General features: G+C 60.3%; 17 protein-coding genes. 10 read left to right on the plus strand and 7 right to left on the minus strand.

Translation table 11 applies throughout. The annotated features are described in order from the left end of the window. Positions 1-78: 78 nt before the first annotated feature. Positions 79-1,533, plus strand: a complete 1,455-nt coding sequence (locus tag MO767_RS29760; RefSeq protein WP_282483454.1) for a TrkH family potassium uptake protein — start codon at positions 79-81, stop codon at positions 1,531-1,533. Here the strand turns inward: MO767_RS29760 and MO767_RS29765 are convergent. Next, a complete protein-coding gene (locus tag MO767_RS29765; RefSeq protein ID WP_282483442.1) occupies positions 1,490-2,551 on the minus strand; it encodes an AraC family transcriptional regulator in 1,062 nt (353 codons plus the stop codon). The genes MO767_RS29760 and MO767_RS29765 overlap by 44 nt on opposite strands. Before the next feature lie 160 nt (positions 2,552-2,711). Here MO767_RS29765 and MO767_RS29770 point away from each other — a divergent pair, with 160 nt between their 5' ends. Together MO767_RS29770 and MO767_RS29775 are read left to right on the plus strand one after the other, a co-directional pair. Next, complete coding sequence (locus MO767_RS29770) at positions 2,712-3,023, plus strand: DUF962 domain-containing protein (protein WP_282483443.1); 312 nt, start codon at positions 2,712-2,714, stop codon at positions 3,021-3,023. Positions 3,024-3,050: 27 nt separating this feature from the next. Continuing rightward, entirely contained in the window at positions 3,051-3,641 is a 591-nt protein-coding gene (locus tag MO767_RS29775; RefSeq protein ID WP_282483444.1) for a phosphohydrolase, read from the plus strand. 12 nt (positions 3,642-3,653) lie between these two features. On the opposite strand, the gene MO767_RS29780 is transcribed toward MO767_RS29775, so the two are convergent. Then, positions 3,654-4,469: a UDP-2,3-diacylglucosamine diphosphatase gene (locus tag MO767_RS29780; RefSeq protein ID WP_201201647.1), complete on the minus strand. Its 816-nt coding sequence runs from the start codon at positions 4,467-4,469 to the stop codon at positions 3,654-3,656. Between the two features lie 136 nt (positions 4,470-4,605). Here MO767_RS29780 and MO767_RS29785 point away from each other — a divergent pair, with 136 nt between their 5' ends. Both MO767_RS29785 and MO767_RS29790 read left to right on the plus strand, forming a co-directional pair. Continuing rightward, positions 4,606-5,370, plus strand: coding sequence for an AraC family transcriptional regulator (locus MO767_RS29785; protein WP_282483445.1), 765 nt, complete (start codon positions 4,606-4,608; stop codon positions 5,368-5,370). 164 nt (positions 5,371-5,534) lie between these two features. Further along, the gene (locus tag MO767_RS29790; RefSeq protein ID WP_282483446.1) at positions 5,535-6,428 is read left to right on the plus strand and encodes a DMT family transporter; all 894 of its coding nucleotides are present in this window, start codon (positions 5,535-5,537) and stop codon (positions 6,426-6,428) included. On the opposite strand, the gene MO767_RS29795 is transcribed toward MO767_RS29790, so the two are convergent. From MO767_RS29795 to recQ, 4 genes are all read right to left on the minus strand, one after another. Beyond that, positions 6,422-6,709, minus strand: coding sequence for a SelT/SelW/SelH family protein (locus MO767_RS29795; protein WP_033055915.1), 288 nt, complete (start codon positions 6,707-6,709; stop codon positions 6,422-6,424). The two genes, MO767_RS29790 and MO767_RS29795, sit on opposite strands and share 7 nt — an antisense overlap. A 31-nt stretch (positions 6,710-6,740) precedes the next feature. After that, positions 6,741-8,519, minus strand: a complete 1,779-nt coding sequence (locus MO767_RS29800) for a FimV/HubP family polar landmark protein (protein ID WP_282483447.1) — start codon at positions 8,517-8,519, stop codon at positions 6,741-6,743. 128 nt (positions 8,520-8,647) lie between these two features. Continuing rightward, entirely contained in the window at positions 8,648-9,082 is a 435-nt protein-coding gene (locus tag MO767_RS29805; RefSeq protein ID WP_186550830.1) for a MarR family transcriptional regulator, read from the minus strand. A gap of 119 nt (positions 9,083-9,201) precedes the next feature. Then, complete coding sequence (gene recQ / locus MO767_RS29810) at positions 9,202-11,328, minus strand: DNA helicase RecQ (RefSeq protein WP_282483448.1); 2,127 nt, start codon at positions 11,326-11,328, stop codon at positions 9,202-9,204. A 274-nt stretch (positions 11,329-11,602) separates the two neighbouring features. On the opposite strand from recQ, the gene MO767_RS29815 reads away from it, so the two are divergent. The 5 genes from MO767_RS29815 to MO767_RS29835 all read left to right on the plus strand — a co-directional run bounded on the left by MO767_RS29815 (position 11,603) and on the right by MO767_RS29835 (position 16,298). Further along, a complete protein-coding gene (locus MO767_RS29815; protein WP_008156162.1) occupies positions 11,603-12,190 on the plus strand; it encodes a YecA family protein in 588 nt (195 codons plus the stop codon). Between the two features lie 10 nt (positions 12,191-12,200). Further along, positions 12,201-12,596 carry a YbaN family protein gene (locus MO767_RS29820; protein WP_282483449.1) on the plus strand — a complete coding sequence of 132 codons (396 nt, stop codon included), beginning with the start codon at positions 12,201-12,203 and terminating at the stop codon, positions 12,594-12,596. Positions 12,597-12,685: 89 nt separating this feature from the next. Continuing rightward, complete coding sequence (lapG, locus tag MO767_RS29825; RefSeq protein ID WP_282483450.1) at positions 12,686-13,393, plus strand: cysteine protease LapG; 708 nt, start codon at positions 12,686-12,688, stop codon at positions 13,391-13,393. A 22-nt stretch (positions 13,394-13,415) separates the two neighbouring features. Further along, the gene (gene lapD, locus MO767_RS29830) at positions 13,416-15,356 is read left to right on the plus strand and encodes a cyclic di-GMP receptor LapD (RefSeq protein ID WP_282483451.1); all 1,941 of its coding nucleotides are present in this window, start codon (positions 13,416-13,418) and stop codon (positions 15,354-15,356) included. Between the two features lie 582 nt (positions 15,357-15,938). Further along, the gene (locus MO767_RS29835) at positions 15,939-16,298 is read left to right on the plus strand and encodes a DUF6124 family protein (RefSeq protein WP_282483452.1); all 360 of its coding nucleotides are present in this window, start codon (positions 15,939-15,941) and stop codon (positions 16,296-16,298) included. A gap of 244 nt (positions 16,299-16,542) precedes the next feature. Here the strand turns inward: MO767_RS29835 and MO767_RS29840 are convergent. After that, on the minus strand, positions 16,543-20,411 hold a 3,869-nt coding region (locus MO767_RS29840; RefSeq protein ID WP_282483453.1), incomplete at its 5' end, for an Ig-like domain-containing protein.

Here is a 20,411-nt window from a genome sequence, read left to right on the forward strand (position 1 = left end):
AAAAAAATGTTTGGCTATTCTAGGGCCTGCCCCGCAGGTAGAATGGCGCCCTTCCCTATTCCAGCCCGAGCGGACTTCATGGCGTTGCCGACCTTACGGACTATTGGTTTCATTATCGGCATCTTCCTGATCACGCTGGCCATCGCCATGGTCGTGCCCATGGCCACGCTGGTGATTTTCGACCGCACCAGCGACCTGCCGTCGTTCCTCTGGGCGAGCATGATTACCTTTCTCGCCGGCCTCGCGCTGGTCATCCCCGGTCGCCCGGAACATGTACACCTGCGTCCGCGAGACATGTACCTGCTGACCGTCAGCAGTTGGCTGGTGGTGTGCATCTTCGCCGCGCTGCCGTTCCTGCTGACCCAGCACATCAGCTACACCGACTCGTTCTTCGAAAGCATGTCCGGCATTACTGCCACCGGGTCGACGGTGCTCACGGGCCTGGACACCATGTCCCCCGGCATTCTGATCTGGCGCTCGTTGCTGCACTGGATCGGCGGCATCGGCTTTATCGGCATGGCGGTAGCAATTCTGCCACTGCTGCGCATCGGTGGCATGCGGCTGTTTCAGACCGAGTCGTCGGACCGTTCCGAAAAAATCATGCCCCGTTCGCACATGGTGGCGCGCTTGATCGTTGCGGCCTACGTCGGCATCACCATTATCGGCAGCCTGGCGTTCTGGTGGGCCGGTATGAGCCTGTTCGATGCGATCAACCACGCGATGTCGGCGATTTCCACCGGTGGTTTCTCAACGTCCGACCAGTCGCTGGCCAAGTGGACGCAACCGGCGGTGCACTGGGTGGCGATCGTCATCATGATTCTCGGCAGCCTGCCGTTCACCCTGTATGTAGCGACCTTGCGCGGTAACCGCAAAGCACTGATCAAGGATCAGCAGGTTCAAGGCTTGCTCGGCATGTTGCTGGTGACCTGGCTGGTGCTCGGCACCTGGTATTGGTGGACCACCCAGCTGCATTGGCTGGAGGCGTTGCGGCATGTGGCGCTGAACGTGACCTCGGTGGTAACGACCACAGGGTTTGCGCTGGGGGACTACAGCCTGTGGGGCAACTTCTCGCTGATGCTGTTCTTCTATCTGGGTTTTGTCGGCGGCTGCTCGGGTTCGACGGCTGGCGGAATCAAGATTTTCCGCTTCCAGGTCGCCTACATCCTGCTCAAGGCCAACCTTAACCAGTTGATTCACCCGCGCGCGGTGATCAAGCAGAAGTACAACGGTCACCGTCTCGACGAAGAAATCGTGCGTTCGATTCTGACCTTTTCGTTCTTCTTCGCCATCACCATCTGCGTGATCGCGCTGCTGTTGTCGCTGCTCGGCGTGGACTGGATGACCGCCCTGACCGGCGCAGCCAGCACGGTGTCCGGCGTTGGCCCAGGACTGGGCGAGACCATTGGCCCGGCGGGCAACTTCGCCACCCTGCCGGACGCCGCCAAGTGGATTCTCTCGTTCGGCATGCTGTTAGGCCGACTCGAGATCATTACGGTGTTTGTTCTGTGTATTCCGGCGTTCTGGCGTCACTGACAAGCTTCGGTGCTTCGATCAGCCGCGCCCGGTAGTCGCCGGGTGTGGTGTCGAACCAGCGGCGGAACGCGCGGAAGAAGTTGCTCGGATCGGCGAACCCCAGCAGGTAGGCAATTTCCAGCAGGGTCATGGTTGGCTGCGCCAGGTATTGCTCGGCCAGTTCACGTCGTGTGTCGTCCAGCAACGTCTGAAAACTTGTGCCCTCCTCCTGCAAGCGTCGCTGCAAGGTGCGTTGCGACAGGTGCAGCGTCTGCGCCACGGTATCGCGCTTGGGTTCGCCCTGGGGCAGCAAACGGCACAGCACCTGCCGCGCCTTATGGGTCACGCGGCTCTCGGAAAACCGCGCCAGGTATTCACCGGCAAACCGGTCGTGCAACAGCGCCATCGCCTCGTTGGCGGTAGGCAGCGGTGCCTCCATGTCAGCGCGTTCGAAGATCAAGGCGTCATACGGCGCGTTGAACATCAAAGGCGCATGGAAGGCTTGTTTATAGGGTTCGAGATTGACGGGCTGATCGCCCTGCACCAGCACCTTGCGCGGTTGCAGTGTGCGTCCGGTCAACCAGCCGCACAACGCCAGGGCACAGGCCAGTGACGCTTCGGCGCTCTGTCGTGTCGGTGGCAGGTGGTCGCCGTGGACCGTCAGAATCAGCGCGTAGCCTTCTTCCAGCAAACGAAAACTCAGGTCAGCACTTTCCGCAATGATCCGCTGATAACGCACCAGCCGTTGAAAGCCTTCGGCCAGGGTCTGGCTGGACATCAAGGCGTAGCCCGCCACATGGAAGGAGGCCGGTCGCACCACCTTGCCCATGTTCAGGCCAATCGCCGGGTTGCCGGACAGCTCAACCGCGCGCTGCCACAGTCGTGTCATGGAATCTTGCGGGAAGCGCGCGTCCGGATCATCCAGTGCCGCGTAGTCGAGCCCCAGCTGCTTGAACAGAACCCGGCAATCCAGGCCGTCCATCTCCAGTGCTTTGACAATCCCCATCGCCCAGCTTGCAGAAGTCGTTCGTTCGCTCATGTCATCCACTTACATGATGAGCCGCATGCTACGGCCAATTACCGAAGGATACTAAAGTGGCGCCTATTGTCACTGGCTGATACCAATGATCACTCTAGACTCAAATAAGCTACCCGCAGAACAACTTGCAGTCAGAACAATAACCACAGAGATCGCAGTCGTGGAAAACATCAAACGTTTCAACAGCTTCGCTGAGTTCTACCCGTATTACCTCAGCGAACACAGCAACAGTACTTGCCGACGACTGCACTTCATCGGCACGACACTGGTTATCTTCATTCTGGCCCTGAGCATCGGCAAAGGCGCCTGGATGCTGTTGTTGGCCCTACCGTTAGCGGGTTACAGCTTCGCCTGGGCCGGGCATTTCTTCTTCGAGAGGAATCGTCCTGCAACCTTTCAATATCCGTTTTACAGCTTGCTCGGCGATTTCGTCATGTACCGAGACATGATTCTGGGTCGCGTGCCGTTCTAGAGCCAATGAACCACAGGAGGACAGCCGATGAATGCCAACGCCCGCTTCACCCACATGCAGGACGGCACGCAGGAAGACTGGGCGATCATCGCCGCAGACTTCAGTGCCTATGCGAAGCAATTGCCGACTCGGATTGTGGCGCACCTGAAATTACTGGAGGGTGATTTTGGCGGCTTTCCGGTGGATCGTCTTACTCATTCCCTGCAAACCGCCAGCCGTGCCTGGCGTGATGGTCGGGATGACGAATACGTGGTCTGCGCGCTGCTTCACGACATCGGCGACACCTTGGGTTCCTACAACCACCCGGACATCGCTGCGGCAATCCTAAAGCCGTTCGTCAGCGCCGAGAACCTGTGGATGGTCGAGAAACACGGGGTTTTCCAGGGGTATTACTTCTTCCATCACCTAGGGATGGACCGGCATTTGCGCGAGCAATTCAGCGGGCATCCGCAGTATCAGGCGACCATTGAGTTTTGCGCCAAATACGATGCGGCGGCGTTTGATCCGGCATATGACACCCTGCCGTTGAGCTTCTTTGAACCGATGATGGAACGGTTGTTTGCGCAGCCGAAGTATTCAATCTACAAGGCTGCGATGGAAGACCATTCGCCAGCCTAAGATCTTTTGATTTTATGCCGGCTCCGCAACCTTCACCGCCTTCAACTCCGCCTCCCGCGCCTGAGCATCCGCCAATCGATACAACTCGATCGATCCGTCCCAATGCTCGATCAGCGCGGTGCACGACTCCACCCAATCCCCGCAATTGAGGTAATCCACCCCACCGACCTTGCGAATCTCGGCATGGTGAATGTGCCCGCACACCACGCCGTGCAACTCGCGCTTGACGCATTCGTGAGCGATGGCTTCTTCGAAATCGCTGATGAAGCTGACCGCGGTTTTGACCTTGTGCTTGAGGTAGGCCGACAGCGACCAGTAACCGTAGCCATAACGGGCGCGCCAATGATTGAGCCAGCGGTTGAGGGTCAGGGTGAATTCGTAGGCCGAGTCGCCGAGAAAGGCCAGCCAGCGGTGATACCTCGTGATCACGTCAAACTGGTCGCCATGAATGACCAGAAGATGGCGACCATCGGCGGTCACGTGCACGGCTTCATCCACCAGTTGGATATTGCCCAGAATCAGCTTCGAATAGCGGCGCAGGAATTCGTCGTGGTTGCCGGTGACGTAGATCACCTCGGTGCCGCGCTTGCTCATGGTCAACAAGCGGCGGATCACATTCGTGTGCGCCTGAGGCCAGTACATGCCGCCGCGCAGCTTCCAGCCATCGATGATGTCGCCGACCAGATAGATCTTGTCCGCGTGATAGCCCTTGAGAAACTGCGACAGGTGTTCGGCCTGGCAATCCCGGGTGCCCAGATGCACATCGGAAATCCACAAGGTCCGCACACGTTGCTTGCGACTGGGTTTGGCGAGCTCGGCGCTGGTCATGGGCAACCCTCTGGAAAAGTTTTTGCAAGCTTGCGCCGGTCGGGTTAATCGCCCATGACAGTGGCGAGTCAGTCCTGTGACAGCGCCCCACGATTGACCTCGGTGTAGACTGGCAACCTTGCCCGGGAGACCTGCGATGAGACCGATCCTCACGCTACGCCAATACACTAATGACCTGATCGTCCATAGCCACGACCACGCGCAGCTGGTGTTCGGGCTGTCGGGTGCGCTGGATTTCGAGGTCGACGGGCGTGGCAGCCAGGTGGTCCAGCAGAGTTTCGTTGTAGTGCCGTCCGGTTTCCATCACGCCTGCGGTAGCGCCAATGGCAGCCGTTGCCTGGTGCTGGATGTGCCCAGCGACCAATGGGTTGCTCAGTCCCTGGGTGATCACGCCGAGGCCTGCCGTCGTTTGCTCGACAACGCCGGTCGCCTGCCGCTGGATGCCGGGCAAAGCCAATTGGTCAGTTGGTTGGCAGGCAGTCAGGTCAGCGATCCATTGATCGCGCAACAAGGCGCGGTGTTGCTGCTGGCCAGTCTCAACAACGCCAAACCCGAAATCGTCGGCGGTCGGCGCCTGCCTTATGCGGCGCTGAATGCGCATATCGATCAGTACGCAGCCTACCCACTTCAAGTTGCCGATCTGGCGCGCATCGCCGGTCTGTCCAGCGCTCGGCTGCATGCGCGGTTCATTGCTGAATGCGGGCAGACGCCGATGGATTACATCCGCAGTCGACGTTTGCATATCGCTGTGGGACTGCTGCGGGATTCGCCATTGCCCATCGGCGAGGTTGCCAGTCGAGTGGGTTACAGTTCGCAGAGTGCATTTGCTGCGGCAGTGTTGCGGGAGTTTGGCGCATCGCCCGGCAAGTTGCGGCGCGAGGCTGGCGACAAAAGGCAATAGTTTGCCGACAGACGCAGCTGGCTTGGCAGGATTAAATGTAGGAGCTGCCGAAGGCTGCGATCTTTTGATCTTAATCTTTAGCGATCCCGAAAAAGATCCAGAATCAAGATCAAAAGATCGCAGCCTTCGGCAGCTCCTACACGTCTCGTTTTTCAAGGATTGCAATGACTCCCCGTACCGCCCTTGGCGCCCTGCATATCGGCGCACTGATGTTCGGCTTGACCGGTGTGTTCGGCAAACTGGCCGCTGCCTCCCCCGCCATTATCGTTTTTGGTCGTGCCGCGTTCGCTGTGCTGGCATTAGCCGTTTTTGCACGGTTCGCCAGCACTACCCGCTGGCAAAAACTCGAAGCTGTGGACTGGCGCCGACTGTTGCTCAGCGGTTTGCTGCTGGCCGGACACTGGGTGAGTTTTTTCATCGCGGTGAAGGTCGCGGGCGTCGCGATCGCGACCCTGGGCTTCGCCAGCTTCCCGGCGTTTACCGTGATCCTTGAAGGGTTGATCTTCCGCGAGCGAATTCGCGCCAACGAAATCCTGCTGGTGGTGCTAGTCAGTGTCGGGCTGGTGCTGGTCACCCCTGATTTCGATTTGGCCAGCGGCGCCACAATGGGTCTGCTGTGGGCGGTGGGTTCAGGTTTGCTGTTCTCTCTGCTATCGCTGACCAACCGCGCCAGCTCCGGGCGAATCCCGGCGGTGCAGGCTGCACTGTGTCAGAACGTGGTGGTCGCGTTGTGCCTGTTGCCGATGGCGGCACCACAGTTGAGCGAAGTGCGCGCCATCGATTGGCTGTGGATCGGTCTGCTCGGGGTGTTCTGCACCGGCGTCGCTCACAGTCTGTTTGTCGCCAGCCTGGCAGTGATCAAGGCGCGGACCGCGGCCGTGGTTTTCGCCTTGGAGCCGGTTTACGGCATCACCATGGCCTGGCTGCTGTTTGATGAAAATCCGACGCTGCGCATGCTGCTCGGTGGCGCGTTGATCATCGTGGCGATCGTGGTCTCCAGCCGACTCTCGGGCGGCTCAAGCAAGAAAACCGTTGCGGCAGAAGCCGCCTCTCACTGAGTTCGGTCGTTGTGCCCCAGGTCGCGGTCCGGATCAATTTGATCGCGGACCCGCTGCTTCAGCACTTTGGCCTCCGGGAAACCACCATCAGCCTTACGCTCCCAGATCTGAACGTCGTCACAGAAAATGTGAAACACCCCACCGGTGCCGGGCACCAGCGACACTTTACCCAAGTCGTCACCGAAGGTGCTGAGCAGTTCCTGGGCCAGCCAGGCAGCACGCAACAGCCACTGGCATTGCGTGCAATACGTGATGATGATTTCCGGTTTGCGTGCAGTCATGATCGACGAATTCCTGAGCCAGAGGGCGCCGCTATGATAGCCCGGCGAGCAGGTTCCTGGCGGTCTGCTTAAGCGGTTCGTTACCTTCTTTGAGCAACTCGTTGAGCAGTTCGATGGCGCTGTCCAGATCGCCATCATCAATGCAGGTCTGGGCTTGCTCCAGTTTGTCGGCGCTGCTCGGCTCGGCGGGTTCCAGGTTTAGCGGTTCCAGTTCCAATGACTGGCCGGGATCGCTGAACTCGTTGAGAAAGGTGTCATCCAGAGACTGGGAATCAGGCTCGGCAACCCATTCAAGATCGGGCTCGTCCAGTGTCGAGTCGTCGGGCATTTCAAACACCTCGGGCAAGACGTGCAGGTTCGAGACAAACGGCGGCTCGACCAGCGCGGATTCGCTCGATGGCTTCGCGGCGGACGGCGAGTGCTCAAAAGGGCTGATCAGTTCCCAACTCGAATCCATCGACAGGTCATCCAGGTTCAACTGGAACTCATCGTTGGGCGCTGCTTTGGGTATCGCAGCCTTGGGGGGAGTGATTGACGATGCGACGGCCAACGGTACCGCACTGCTCAGTTTCGGGTGTCGGGCACGAATATTCTGAAGTTCTTGCAGGTCGTATCCGGCGTCACGCAGGTTATTTTCCTGTGTTTCATAGGCGGGTACGTCACCCTGCTTACCCAAGACTTCCAACAACTGCACGGCCAGATCCGTGCGTTGTGGCTCCTTGATCAGCGCCTCCCGCAACAAACCGGCCGCTTCGGAAAAACGGCCATAGGCCAGATAGATATCGACCCCTTCGAGCACATCGCCTGCGGGCGTCTCGTCACCCGATTCGGTTGCTGGATGCAACTCGGGAGATTGGGCAACCGGTTCTGCTGCGCGATTGAGTACCGGTTCATGCCGTGACGGCAAAACAGGTAAAGCATCGGGCAATGCCTGAACCTGTTGTCGTTGGCGCCGAACGAACAGCCCCAGAAAAACCAAAGCCACCAGCGCCAGCAACCCTAAAATCAGCAACCAGTGAGTAGGCTCAGGCTCTTCAACAGTGGCCGGCGCCGGAACCACAACAACTGGCGCAACCGGCTCCACCGACGCTTGTTTGATTTCCGCCAATTGGGTTTGCAGTTCAGTCACCTGTTTTTTCTGACCGGTAACCTGCTCCTCCTGGGACTGAAGCTTCGCAGTCAATGCATCGATGGTTGCTTGCAGCTGCTGGTTTTGCAGCACGTTGGCGGCCAGTTGTTCGGCAACGGGGTCACTCACAGGCCCGGCGACAGGAGGGGGTGGCGACTTTTTGCTTTTCGCCGCAGGTAGCTTCGCAACGGCCGGCTCAACCGTCGGGAATCCAGAGGACTGAACGTTGGTCACCGGTTCGTCAGTGACGGGAACAATCCCCGGCGAACCCGGCGGATCGATCAGGACCGTGTACTCGCGCAGCACTCGCCCGTTGGGCTGATTGAGCTGCACCAGGAAATTCAGGAAAGGTTCATTGACAGGTTTGCTGGAGCTCACCCGGATCAGGCTACGGTTGCCGCGCAGGATCGGCGTGAATTTCAGATTATTGAGGAAGAACACCCGATCGATGCCGGCGCGGCTGAACTCGTCCGCTGTCGCCAGGCTGACCGAGAGCTCACCCTCCTCCAGACCTGCCGCGTCTTCCAGTGCAATGTCGGCGCGCAACGGCTGATTCAGCGCCGAATGCAGGGTGATATCACCCAAGCCCAACGCGGGCGCCAAAGCCGAGTAAGTGACAGCACCACCGACCAGAAGCAGCCTGGCGCAACACCGTAAAGCCATGTGCCAACTCTCGAGCATGAGCATCCCTTAGATATCCAGAACCATCTTGTACGCGTTCGCACATCCGGTACGAACACGATATTGCCAAGTAGTTCTTTATAGTCTGCCCAACGGGGTATCTCAAAAGTCCTGGGTGCGTTTATGCCTCAAGATTTTTCCAGGTTGGCCAGAATGTGCCCGTGGACACGCATGCAGACCTTCAAGTCCGCCTCATCGACGCCGTCGAACAATTCGTGGCGCAGTTGGGTGGCAATGGTTTCAATTTGTTCGATCAAGGGAAGGGCCGGGGCACAGAGGACGATTTTCTTCGCTCGACGGTCTTCCAGCACCGATTGACGTTGTACCAGTCCCTGGCTTTCGAGGCTGTCGAGCAGACGAGCCAGGGTCGGCCCTTCAACGCCGACGCTCTGCGCCAGTTCACGTTGGGTCGGGGCATCCTCAAAACGCGCCAGGTGCAGCAGCACCAGCCAGCGCGCCTGGGACAGACCCAGGCCAGCCAGGCGGCGGTCCAGTTCGGCACGCCAGCCGCGCGACATCTGGGCCAGTTGCATGCCAAAGCGGTGTTGGTCGGTTAACGGCATAAAACACTCATGATTAGACTGAAATAAAGAAAAACTAATTATTAGTCAGCTAAGCATGACCCTTGGCTCGAGGCAAGGCTTGCTCTGTACTGAATCGTTACATCTATGTGGCAGATCACCTAAATCTCGAATTCGGATTGCAGCGCCGCCCGAACACAGTACAAAACCCCTTCCGGCACTCTCCCGGCAAACAGTGCGGAAATCTCCGACACGGGCGGCAATTCGCCCTCACCGTCGAGGAACGCATCCTGGATTTCACCCATCAACTCTTCGGGCAGATCCAGCGCTTGCTCCAGCGACAACTGCTGCTTGCCAATCGCTTCGGCGAGCAGGGTGTAGACATTCTTTTCCGAGCATTGCAGCTGACCGGCGATCTGCAACGGCGTCATGCCGGCGCGGGCCAGGGTGATCAGTTCGTGGCGCAGGTCGGCCACCACTTTCGGCGCCTCGACCTGCCCGCCGAGGACTTCGAGGAAGGCTTCGCCGTAACGCTCCAGCTTGCGCGCGCCAACGCCGCTGACCGTGGCCATTTCCGACAGCGAGGTCGGCTGGCTGCGGAGCATTTCCAGCAGTGTAGAGTCGGGAAAGATGACGTACGGCGGCACGCCATGCTCTTCGGCGAGTTTGCGACGCAGGGCGCGCAGGGCTTCCCACTGTTCACGTTCTTCGCCGCGAACCAGTTGGCTCGCCTGGCTCTTGCTGCTTTTGGCCGTGGTTTGCGGTTTGAGATCGCGGCGCAGCTCCAGGGTTACTTCGCCCTTGAGCAGCGGTCGACAGGTGTCGCTCAGGCGCAGGCCGCCGTAGCCTTCGAGGTCGATATCCGCAAGGCCACGGGCCACCAATTGGCGGAACAGCGAGCGCCATTCACTCTCGCCCATCGCCTTGCCGACACCGTAGACCGACAGATGCTGATGGCCGAAGCTGCGGATCTTTTCGTTGTCCTTGCCCAGCAACACATCCACCAAATGCCCGACGCCGTAGCGCTGGCCGGTGCGGTAGATCGCCGAAAGCGCCTGACGGGCCGGCTCGGTGGCGTCCCAGGTCTGCACGCCATCGACGCAGTTGTCGCAATGGCCGCACGGCTCGGGCATGTCTTCATCGAAATAGGCCAGCAGCGTCTGACGACGGCAGCGGGTTTCTTCGCAGAGCGAGAGCATGGCGTCGAGCTTGTGCTGCTCCAGACGCTTGTGGCGCTCATCGCCCTCGGAGTTCTGCAACATCTGCTTGAGCATCACCACGTCTTGCAGGCCGTAGGCCATCCAGGCGTCTGCCGGCAGACCGTCTCGGCCGCCGCGACCGGTTTCCTGGTAGTAAGCCTCAAGGGATTTTGGCAAATCGAGGTGAGCGACAAAGCGCACGTTGGGCTTGTCGATGCCCATGCCGAACGCCACGGTGGCGACCATGATCAGGCCTTCCTCATTGAGGAAGCGCTTCTGGTGGTGAGCCCGGGTATCGTTGGGCAGACCGGCGTGATACGGCAGTGCCGGGAAGCCTTGTTCGCTGAGAAACACCGCCACTTCGTCGACTTTCTTGCGCGACAGGCAATAGACGATGCCGGCATCGCTGCGCCGTTCGGCGAGGAACGCCAGCAACTGCTTGCGCGGCTGCTCTTTGGGCACGATGCGATAGAAAATGTTGGGGCGGTCGAAACTCGACAGGAAGCGCTCGGCATCCTGAAGATGAAGGCGGTCGACGATTTCTTCCCGGGTACGCTTGTCGGCGGTCGCGGTCAGGGCGATACGCGGGACGTTGGGGAACAATTCCGCCAACTGGCCCAGTTGCAGGTATTCGCGGCGGAAGTCGTGGCCCCATTGGGACACGCAGTGGGCTTCGTCGATGGCGAACAGGGAGATTTCAAGACTTTGCAGGAAAGCCAGCATCCGTGGCTGAACCAGCCGCTCGGGCGCGAGATAAAGCATTTTCACTTCACCGCGCTTGATCCGTGCCGCCAGATCGCGCTGCTGCTCGGCGCTGAGCGTGGAGTTCAATGCCGCCGCCGCGACGCCCAGCTCTTCGAGGGTGGCGACCTGATCGTCCATCAGGGCGATCAGCGGCGACACCACCACCGCCAGGCCTTCGCGCAACAGCGCCGGCACCTGGAAGCACAAGGACTTGCCACCACCGGTAGGCATCAGCACCAGGGCGTCGCCGCCACTGGCCACGCGCTCAATGATTGCACCCTGACGGCCACGGAAACTGTCGTAGCCGAAGATGTCCTTGAGGACGCGTTGAGCCTGTTCGAGCATAGAAACTCCAAAAATCACAAATACATCCCTGCAAGGCTGGTTCAGAACCACGAAGGCTGCACCGACAAATCGTAAGTGCGCATTGCATGACGCTTCACATTTCAGCCACGACGCCGGCAGGGCATCACAAAACGCGCGAGTATACCCGACCCCTGTTCGGCAAAGGGCGCCGCTGATAAGAGGCTTGTGGGCGCAAATATGCCGCGCGGCTGGCCTGAGTGCTCAAGAAGGCCTAGAATTCCCGCATCTGTTTAATTCCCCAAGGTAGCTTTTAATGTCCTTCGCTGAGCAACTAACCCGCCTGCAAGTCTTCCTCGACGCCGACGAGCTGCATGACGAGGCGCTGGACTACGTGGCCGCCCACGGCTACCTCACTGCGCTGTCGATCTGTTCCGAAACCGTTCCCGACCGTGAATGGATCGACGCCCTCTTCGCCGAAGAACCGCATTACGCCGACGACACCGAGCGTGAAGCCATTGAATCCACCCTGTTGGCCCTCAAGGCTCACATCGCACGCCAACTGGCATCCGATGAAGAGTTCGAGCTGCCGTGCGACCTGGACCTGGGCGAAGAGCCGGATGACTCCGACCTGCGCGGCTGGTGCATCGGTTTCATGGAAGGCGTGTTCCTGCGCGAAGCAGCCTGGTTCGAAACCGCCGAAGACGAAGTCAGCGAAATGCTGCTGCCGATCATGGTCGGTTCGGGTCTGTTCGACGAACAGCCTGAGTTCGAAGACATCGCCAAAGACGCCAACCTGATGGACGACATGATCGTGCAGATCCCGGAAGCCCTGACCGCGCTGTACCTGCTGTGCCAGGCGCCAGACGAAAAACCGGCGATCCTCAAGCCTCGTCACCACTAAGGTTTTGCCTATGGACAACCCCATAGGCAACCACTCCCTGATGTTGCGTTACGTGCTGCTGGCCATCGGCTGGCTGAGCGTAGCGCTGGGGGTGATCGGGATTTTCCTGCCGGTATTGCCCACCACGCCCTTCCTGCTGCTGGCGGCCGCCTGCTTCGCCCGCAGTTCGCCGCGCTTTTATCATTGGCTGGTTGAACATCCGCGGCTTGGGCCGTGGGTTCGCGATTACCTGAGCGGCAACGGCATCCCGCTCAAAGGCAAGGTCTACGCCATTGGCCTGATGTGGGCGAGCATCCTGCTTTCTTGCTACTTGGTGCCCTTGCCGTGGGCGCGGGGGTTCATGCTCACCAGCGCCGTTTTGGTGACCGTCTACATCCTCAAACAGAAAACCCTGCAGAAGCCCTGATCCCTGATCGTTCCCTTCCTCCGACGATCAACCCTCCCTTTCAAAAAACACCGCCTAGACTTCAGACATCTGCACCCGAGCGGCCAGACATGTCCCGCAGTCTGCGTAGTCCACGATGGTCAACGCTCCGACTTCGGCTCGGCGGATGGCTGTTGCTGATCACTTTTCTGTTGGCCGGGCTGGGCAGTGTCGGGGCCAACTGGAGTTTTACGCAGATTCTGCAAACTGCCGAAGATCGCTACGGCACCCTCGGCCCGGGACGGGGAAGGATCGAGGCCTGGAGTCAGATGCTGCAAAGCGAAGTCAACGCCCCCGAGCGCGAGCAACTGAACGCAGTCAATCGCTTCTTCAATCAGCAACTGAGCTTTCTGGACGACACCCACATCTGGCATCAGACCGACTACTGGGCCACGCCCGTCGAATCCCTGATCAAGGGTGCCGCAGATTGCGAGGACTACGCACTGGCGAAATATTTCAGCCTGCGCTACCTGGGGATTCCCAGCGAAAAACTACGCATCACCTACGTGAAAGCCCTGCCCCAGAACCAGGCGCACATGGTGCTGACTTTCTACAACAGCCCCACGGCCGATCCGCTGGTGCTGGACAACTTGATCGGCGAGGTCCGCCCCGCCTCCCAACGCAAAGATCTGCTGCCGGTGTACGCCTTCAACGCAGAAGGCCTGTACTTGCCGGGAGCCAATGGCGGAAAACGCAGCAGCGACTCGAAAAAACTGTCGCGCTGGCAGGACGTACTAAAAAAGATGCAGGCCGAAGGGTTCGCCGTGGGCGACGGCTAGCCGCCTGAGCAAGGAGCGTTTTATGTCACTGCGTAAACAGTTGTTTCTCGCCATCTGCCTGTTCTTGCTGGTGGCGTTCAGCGGCAGTTTTTTTGTCAGCCTGGAAAGCTCTCGCGACCAGATGCTCGGCCAGTTGCGCTCCCACGCCCAGGACGCCGCCACCGCGTTGGGTTTGTCGTTGACGGCGCAAATCGATGACCCGGCCATGATCGAATTAATGGTCAGCTCGATTTTCGACAGCGGTTATTTCAGCAGCATTCGGATCATCAACATCGAGGATGCGCAGGTGCTGGTGGAGCGCAGTGCGCCGGGGCAAATCGAGGGCGTTCCCGCCTGGTTTGTGAACCTGGTCAACCTGCACCCACCCGGTGGCGAAGCGCTGATCATGCGCGGCTGGGTCCAGTCGGCACGGGTCGAAGTGTTGAGCAATCCGCAGTTCGCCCTGGCCAAACTCTGGGACAGCACCCTCGGCAGCCTGATCTGGTTGCTGGTGTGCGGCCTGCTCAGTGCCGTGTGTGGTGGCTGGTTGCTGCGCCGGCAATTTCGTCCACTCGACACCATGGTCAAACAAGCCGAAGCCATCAGCAAACGCGAGTTCCTCAGCCTGCCAAAACTGCCGCGCACACCGGAGTTGAAACGCGTGGTATTGGCCATGAACCAGATGGTCGAGAAGCTCAAGGCGCTGTTCGCCGAAGAAGTCGCACGCAGTGAAAAGCTGCGGGCCGAGTCCTATCAGGACAGCCTTACAGGCCTGGCCAATCGACGCTTGCTGGATGAAGAGTTGGCCGACGAATTGCTGGTCTCCGAGCAGAGCAGCGACGGCCATTTACTGATGCTGCGGATCAACGACCTGGTCGGTCTCAACCAACGCCTGGGTGGCCAGCGCACCGATGCGCTGATCAGCGCCGTCGGCGAACTGCTAAAGCGTCTGACCCAGCCACCGGAACGTCGCACCTGGCTTGCAGCACGCAATCGCGGCGGTGAATTCAGCCTGCTGACGCCAGGCCTGGACAGCACCGACGCCGCACGCCTGGCCTGCGAAATCAGCGCCACCCTGGAAAACCTGCGCCTGACCGGCGCCAGCGACTCGATGCCAGTGGCGCATTTGGGGATCGTCCCTTACCACCCCGGTGAGCCGGCCAATGACGTGCTGCTGCGACTGGATCAGGCGTTGACCGAAGCCCGGCAACATCCCGAGCGCCCGTGGGTTCACTTGGCCGATGCCATCACCGCGCCGAACCCGTCCCAAAACGACTGGCAAACCTGGATCGACGACGCCCTGAACCAAGGAAAGATGCAACTGTATTTCCAGCCGGTGGTGCAATGCGCCGACACCAGCCAGGTGCTGCATCACAAAGTCCTCGCGCGCCTGATCGACCCTCACGGCGAGGCGATAGCCGCGAGGCATTTCCTGCCGTGGATCGAGCGACTCGGCTGGTCGGCCCGGTTCGACCTGGCGATGCTCGAAGCCACCCTCGACTACCTCGTCGTCAACCGTTGGCCCCTGGCGCTGAGCCTTTCCGGCAGCACCCTGCGCGATCCAGCGCAGCTGCAACACATCCTCGACATGCTCGAATCACTGCCCGAACTCGCGCCCCTTCTGATTCTGGAAATCGACGAACGCCAACTGCCACCTCAAGAAGAACTGCAACGCCTGAGCCACAGCCTGCTCAACACCGGTTACCGCATCGGTCTGCAGCATTTCGGCGGCAGCTTCGGCCAGATCGGCAACCTGACTCAACTGGGCCTGGCTTACTTGAAAATCGACGGTGCGTACATCCGTCACATTGATGAGCAGAGTGATAAAAGGTTGTTCATCGAGGCTATTTTTCGGGCGACTAACAGCATTGATTTGCCGTTGATTGCGGAGATGGTCGAGACCAAGGGGGAGTTGGAGGTGATCCGGGAGTTGGGATTGTTTGGGGTGATGGGGCGATTGATTGGGCCGCCGGAGCCGATGTGAGGGGGTCGACCGCTCGTCTGTCAGATATGACAGTAGGCAAATACTCACGCCGACTATCTAATCCATCCCTGTCGGTGCCTCCCATTCGGGAAGCCGGGCGCCTCTATGGAAGGTACGTACTCATGAACTGAATATTGAGCGTTTAAAAAGATCGCAGCCTGCGACAGGTCATACAGCGGATTGCATTTGATCCTGCTGGAGTTGCCGGGGGCTGTGATCTTTTGCTTTTAAACTATGGCGTTTAAAAACACTTCCAGACACGCCTCCCAGGCTACACATCCTTGCGCCATTGCCTACAGCTACGCCAGAATCCGCCGGCTTGTGCGCCTTGGGGGTGGGTTCTATTGTGGTCCGGTCGCTGACGAATCAGCGATCGGGTTTGGTAGCCCGGCTTAGACTTGGCGCATTGCGTCACCCGATACAGACCCTTCCGGGGCTGTGTATTTATGGTGGTCATGCGCAGGGCGTCTTCGGGCGCGCCGGTTTTCCAAGTCACCGGTCTACCAACCTTCGTATGGCCACCACCCCTTCGTTTGGTAGCGAAAGATGATGGCTCCTTTTCTATGATTTGGAGATTCATCCATGTTCAAACCCACACCCAACCCGCCCGAAACCGCCCCCACCTCCCCCTACGAATCCCTCGATTCGAAAAAACTCCACGAAGCCGCTGACCGCGCGCTCGACCACTACCTCTGCCCGCCCGGCTCCACGCCGCCCCCACGTAAAACCCGCCGGATGTATGCCGTGACCGCGGACACAAAAAACGAGGAACTGTTGACCGATGCCTACGAAACACTCGCTTCGGCAAAGACCATCGCCCAGGACTTCGCCGGCCAGTTGCCGGGGCCGCAGCGCCGGACGGTGTTGGGGATTGCGCAGTTGATCATGCTCGGGGAACTGGCGGTGAATCGGGTGCTGGATAATCTGGAGTTGCCGGGCTGACCGAGGCCTGAGGAACACTTACTGATTGATTCGGTTTCCATTCTGGCCCCTTCGCGAGCAAGCCCGCCCCCACATTGGATCGTTGTCGAACACAAAATCTGTGATCGCTGAGGATCAACTTTGGGAGCGGGTTTGCTCGCAAAGGCTGACTCACCGACAACACATTTTTTCAGACAGAAAAAACCCGCCGCCCCGTTTAATCGGGCGGTAGGTTTTGTCGTTTCAGGCTCGAATCAAAAGCCGATCACACCGTATCCACCTTCAACGAATGATCATTCAACATCCCGTTGATAATCGTCGCCGTATCGTGCCCCCCCGCAATCACCCCTCCCGCCCCCGGCGTTACGCCGTAATGGCTGGCCAGATTCACACCCGCCAGATCAATGGTCTGATTCGGCGCAGCGCCAGCCATGGCGCTGACGTCGATGCTGGTGACCAGTGAATCGCCGCTGCCGGTGACTTTGAAGTGCAGGTAGTCATCCAGCGACGCCGCGGTGCTGTTTTCCCCTTGCAGCAGTTGCGACAGGTCGAGTTTGTCGGTGCCTGGGGTGAAGTCGGTGACCACGTCGTGGCCGCTGTTGCCTTTGAGCCACTGGAAGGTGTCGGCGCCGCTGCCGCCGGTGAGGGTGTTGTTGCCCAGGCCGCCAATCAGAAAGTCGTCGCCGCCCCCGCCGTTGAGCATGTCGTTACCCAGACCACCGTTGATGATGTTGCTGTGGTTGTCGCCGGTGAGGGCGTCGTTGAAGTTTGAGCCGGTCAGGTTTTCGATCGCCGTCAGGGTGTCGGTGCCGGCGCCGACGGTGTTCTGCGCACCGAGCACTCCCAGATTGACCGTGACCCCGGCGGTGGCGTGGGCATAGCTCGCGGTGTCGACGCCGGTACCACCGTCGAGCAGGTCGTTGCCCGCACCGCTGTACAGCAAGTCATTGCCGGCGCCGCCGTGCATTTCGTTGTTGCCGGAACCGGCGGTGAGCACGTCGTTGCCGTCGCCGGCGTTGATCACGTTATTACCGGCGCCCGCCACCAGTACATCGTCGCCCGCCGTGCCCGTTAGGGTGTGGCCGTCCTGATAGGTGATCGTCACGGCGGCGTTGTCGCTGCCGCCATGGCTGTCGTTGGTGGTGTAAGTGCCGTGGGCATCTGGCGTGATGTCGTGGGCCCCGGCGTAGTTGACGGTCATGGTCAACTGGTAGTTTTCCGCCCCCTTCCCGCTGTTGCCCGGACCACCGTTGTCGATGTTGGTGATGTGAATCTGGTAGGTACTGTCCGACGTTGCGGTGAGGGTTTGCCCGTCCGCGAGGGCGACCCATGCGCCGCCGTTGATTGAATACTCCATGGCGACATGACCGGCCGCCAGGTTGTGATCCAGGTTGAGGGTTTCACCCTGTTTGAGGTCGACGGTGATGCGGTCCTCATCGTGGGGGTTGTTGACCGCTCCCAGCGCCCCGCTGACTACCAACACCGCCGTCATGGCTGTCGTGTTGGCGACGAATGCACTGCGGGCGAGGGTCACCGCCTGCGCGTTACCGCCGGTGAAGCTGAAGTTTTGATGGGTGCCGGTGAAGTCCGCGCCTTTGGCAATCCAACCGGTGCTGATGGTGGTCGGCGAAGCAGTCAGCGGATCGCCATTCGGATCGGTGTCATTGGCCCGCAGCAACTCGCCTGGCACCACAATGCTGCCCGACAGCACGTTGGTGATGATGTGGTCATCGACCGCCACCGGTGGCGCGTTCGCAATGACTGGGTCCGTCAACGTCGAACTGGCCAGGTCGCTGTCGCTGATGCAGCTATTGTTCACGTCGATGGTGATGGTGGTGGTCCTCTCGTCTCCATCGCCATCGCGCAAGGTGTAGGTGAACACGTCGGTCGCACCGGGACCGTTCACGGCGTTCGGGGTGCTGTGATAGACCGCGTTGCCCGCGGCATCCAGCGTCAGGTAACCGTAGTTGCCATTGATCTGGCTGTTCAGGCCGCCGATGGCCGAGGTCGAGGTGTCTGAACCGGCGCGCACGCCGACCACCCCAATCCCATCGGCATCGCTGAAGTCGTTCGCCAGCACGTTGCCACTGACGGTGCCGCCCTCCACTACCGAGGCCGTGTCGGGGTTGGCCGTCGGCAGGTCATCGACAATGTTCACCACGATGGTGCTGGTGGTGGAATGGCCCAGGGCGTCGGTGGATTGGTAGGTGAAGCTTTCGCTGACGGTGTTCGGCCCGTCGTTGGCGTTCGGGGTGGTGCTTGGCGCCGAGGTCAGCGTGTAGGTGTAGGAGCCATCGGGATTGAGCAGAATTTGGCCGTAGGTGCCAGTGGCGCTGCCGACCAGCGTGTAAGTGATCGCGCCGGTGGCACCGGTGACGGAGCCGACCAGGGTGCCACTGGCGGTTTCAGCCGTGAGACCCGGCTGACTCCCGGTGACTGTGCCGGGCGCCAGATCCTGGCCGTCCTGGTTCAGGTCGAGGGCTTTTTCGTAGACGGTCACGTCGCTGTCACTGACCGCTCGGATGCAGCTGTTGATCACGTCGATGGTGATGGTGGTGGTGCTTTCGTCACCGTCGCGATCGCGGATGGTGTAGGTGAACGTGTCGGTCGCCCCGGGGCCGCTCACGGCGTTCGGGTTGCTGTGGTACACGGCGTTGCCATTGGCGTCCAGCGTCAGATAACCGTAGGTGCCATTGATCTGGCTGTTGAGGCCGCCAACGGCTGAGGTCGAGGTATCTGAACCGGCACGCACGCCGACCACCGCACCTCCGGCAGCGAGGCCATCGGCGCCGCCGACGTCGTTCCACAGCACGTTGCCACTGACAGTGCCGCCTTCGGCGACCGCAGCCTCGTCGGCATGAGCAGTCGGCAGGTCATCGACGATTTTGACCACGATGGTGCTGGTGGTGCTGTTGCCCAAGGCGTCGGTGGCTTGGTAGGTGAAACTTTCGCTCAGGGTGTTCGGCCCGTCGTTGGCGTTCGGCGTGGTACTTGGCGCCGAGGTCAGCGTGTAGGTGTAGGAGCCGTCGGGGTTGAGCAGGATTTGCCCGTACGTCCCGGTGGCGCTGCCGACCAGGGTGTAGGTGATTGCGCCGACCGCGCCCGTGACGGAGCCGACCAGCGTGCCACTGGCAGTTTCGCCGGTATTGCCCGGCTCGCTGCCAGTGACGGTGCCGGGCGCCAGATCCTGGCCATCCTTGCTCAGATCCAGCGCTTTTTCGTACACGGTCACGTCGCTGTCGCTGACCGCTCTGATGCTGCTGTTGTTCACGTCGATGGTGATGGTGGTGGTGCTTTCGTCACCGTCGCGATCGCGGATGGTGTAGGTGAACGTGTCGGTCGCCCCGGGGCCGCTCACGGCGTTCGGGTTGCTGTGGTACACGGCGTTGCCATTGGCGTCCAGCGTCAGGTAACCGTAGGTGCCATTGATCTGGCTGTTGAGGCCGCCAACGGCTGAGGTCGAGGTATCTGAACCGGCACGCACGCCGACCACCGCGCCCCCTGCGGCGGGGCCATCGGCGCCGGCGGCGTCGTTCCACAACACGCTGCCGCTGACGGTGCCGCCTTCGGCGACCGCAGCCTCGTCGGCATGAGCAGTCGGCAGGTCATCGACGATTTTGACCACGATGGTGCTGGTGGTGCTGTTGCCCAAGGCGTCGGTGGCTTTGTAGGTGAAACTTTCGCTCAGGGTGTTCGGCCCGTCGTTGGCGTTCGGCGTGGTGCTTGGCGCCGAGGTCAGCGTGTAGGTGTAGGAGCCATCGGGATTGAGCAGGATCTGCCCGTAGGTGCCGGTGGCGCTGCCGACCAGGGTGTAGGTGATTGCGCCGACCGCGCCCGTGACGGAGCCGACCAGCGTGCCACTGGCAGTTTCGCCGGTATTGCCCGGCTCGCTGCCAGTGACGGTGCCGGGCGCCAGATCCTGGCCATCCTGGTTCAGGTCGAGGGCTTTTTCGTACACGGTCACGTCGCTGTCGCTGACTGCGCTGATGCTGCTGTTTTGCACGTCGATGGTGATGGTGGTGGTGCTTTCGTCACCGTCGGCATCGCGCACGGTGTAGGTGAACACGTCGGTCGCACCGGGGCCGTTCACGGCGTTCGGGTTGCTGTGGTACACGGCGTTGCCATTGGCGTCCA

The sequence above is a fragment of the Pseudomonas sp. UYIF39 genome, from assembly GCF_029963765.1.
Lineage (GTDB): Bacteria > Pseudomonadota > Gammaproteobacteria > Pseudomonadales > Pseudomonadaceae > Aquipseudomonas.

Bases quoted from the DNA above. Each gene is read 5' to 3' on its own strand.
- MO767_RS29760 (WP_282483454.1), top strand. From the start codon at position 79: ATGGCGTTGCCGACCTTACGGACTATTGGTTTCATTATCGGCATCTTC.
- MO767_RS29765 (WP_282483442.1), bottom strand. From the start codon at position 2,551: ATGAGCGAACGAACGACTTCTGCAAGCTGGGCGATGGGGATTGTCAAA.
- MO767_RS29775 (WP_282483444.1), top strand. From the start codon at position 3,051: ATGAATGCCAACGCCCGCTTCACCCACATGCAGGACGGCACGCAGGAA.
- MO767_RS29780 (WP_201201647.1), bottom strand. From the start codon at position 4,469: ATGACCAGCGCCGAGCTCGCCAAACCCAGTCGCAAGCAACGTGTGCGG.
- MO767_RS29785 (WP_282483445.1), top strand. From the start codon at position 4,606: ATGAGACCGATCCTCACGCTACGCCAATACACTAATGACCTGATCGTC.
- MO767_RS29790 (WP_282483446.1), top strand. From the start codon at position 5,535: ATGACTCCCCGTACCGCCCTTGGCGCCCTGCATATCGGCGCACTGATG.
- MO767_RS29795 (WP_033055915.1), bottom strand. From the start codon at position 6,709: ATGACTGCACGCAAACCGGAAATCATCATCACGTATTGCACGCAATGC.
- MO767_RS29800 (WP_282483447.1), bottom strand. From the start codon at position 8,519: ATGCTCGAGAGTTGGCACATGGCTTTACGGTGTTGCGCCAGGCTGCTT.
- MO767_RS29805 (WP_186550830.1), bottom strand. From the start codon at position 9,082: ATGCCGTTAACCGACCAACACCGCTTTGGCATGCAACTGGCCCAGATG.
- recQ (WP_282483448.1), bottom strand. From the start codon at position 11,328: ATGCTCGAACAGGCTCAACGCGTCCTCAAGGACATCTTCGGCTACGAC.
- MO767_RS29815 (WP_008156162.1), top strand. From the start codon at position 11,603: ATGTCCTTCGCTGAGCAACTAACCCGCCTGCAAGTCTTCCTCGACGCC.
- MO767_RS29820 (WP_282483449.1), top strand. From the start codon at position 12,201: ATGGACAACCCCATAGGCAACCACTCCCTGATGTTGCGTTACGTGCTG.
- lapG (WP_282483450.1), top strand. From the start codon at position 12,686: ATGTCCCGCAGTCTGCGTAGTCCACGATGGTCAACGCTCCGACTTCGG.
- lapD (WP_282483451.1), top strand. From the start codon at position 13,416: ATGTCACTGCGTAAACAGTTGTTTCTCGCCATCTGCCTGTTCTTGCTG.
- MO767_RS29835 (WP_282483452.1), top strand. From the start codon at position 15,939: ATGTTCAAACCCACACCCAACCCGCCCGAAACCGCCCCCACCTCCCCC.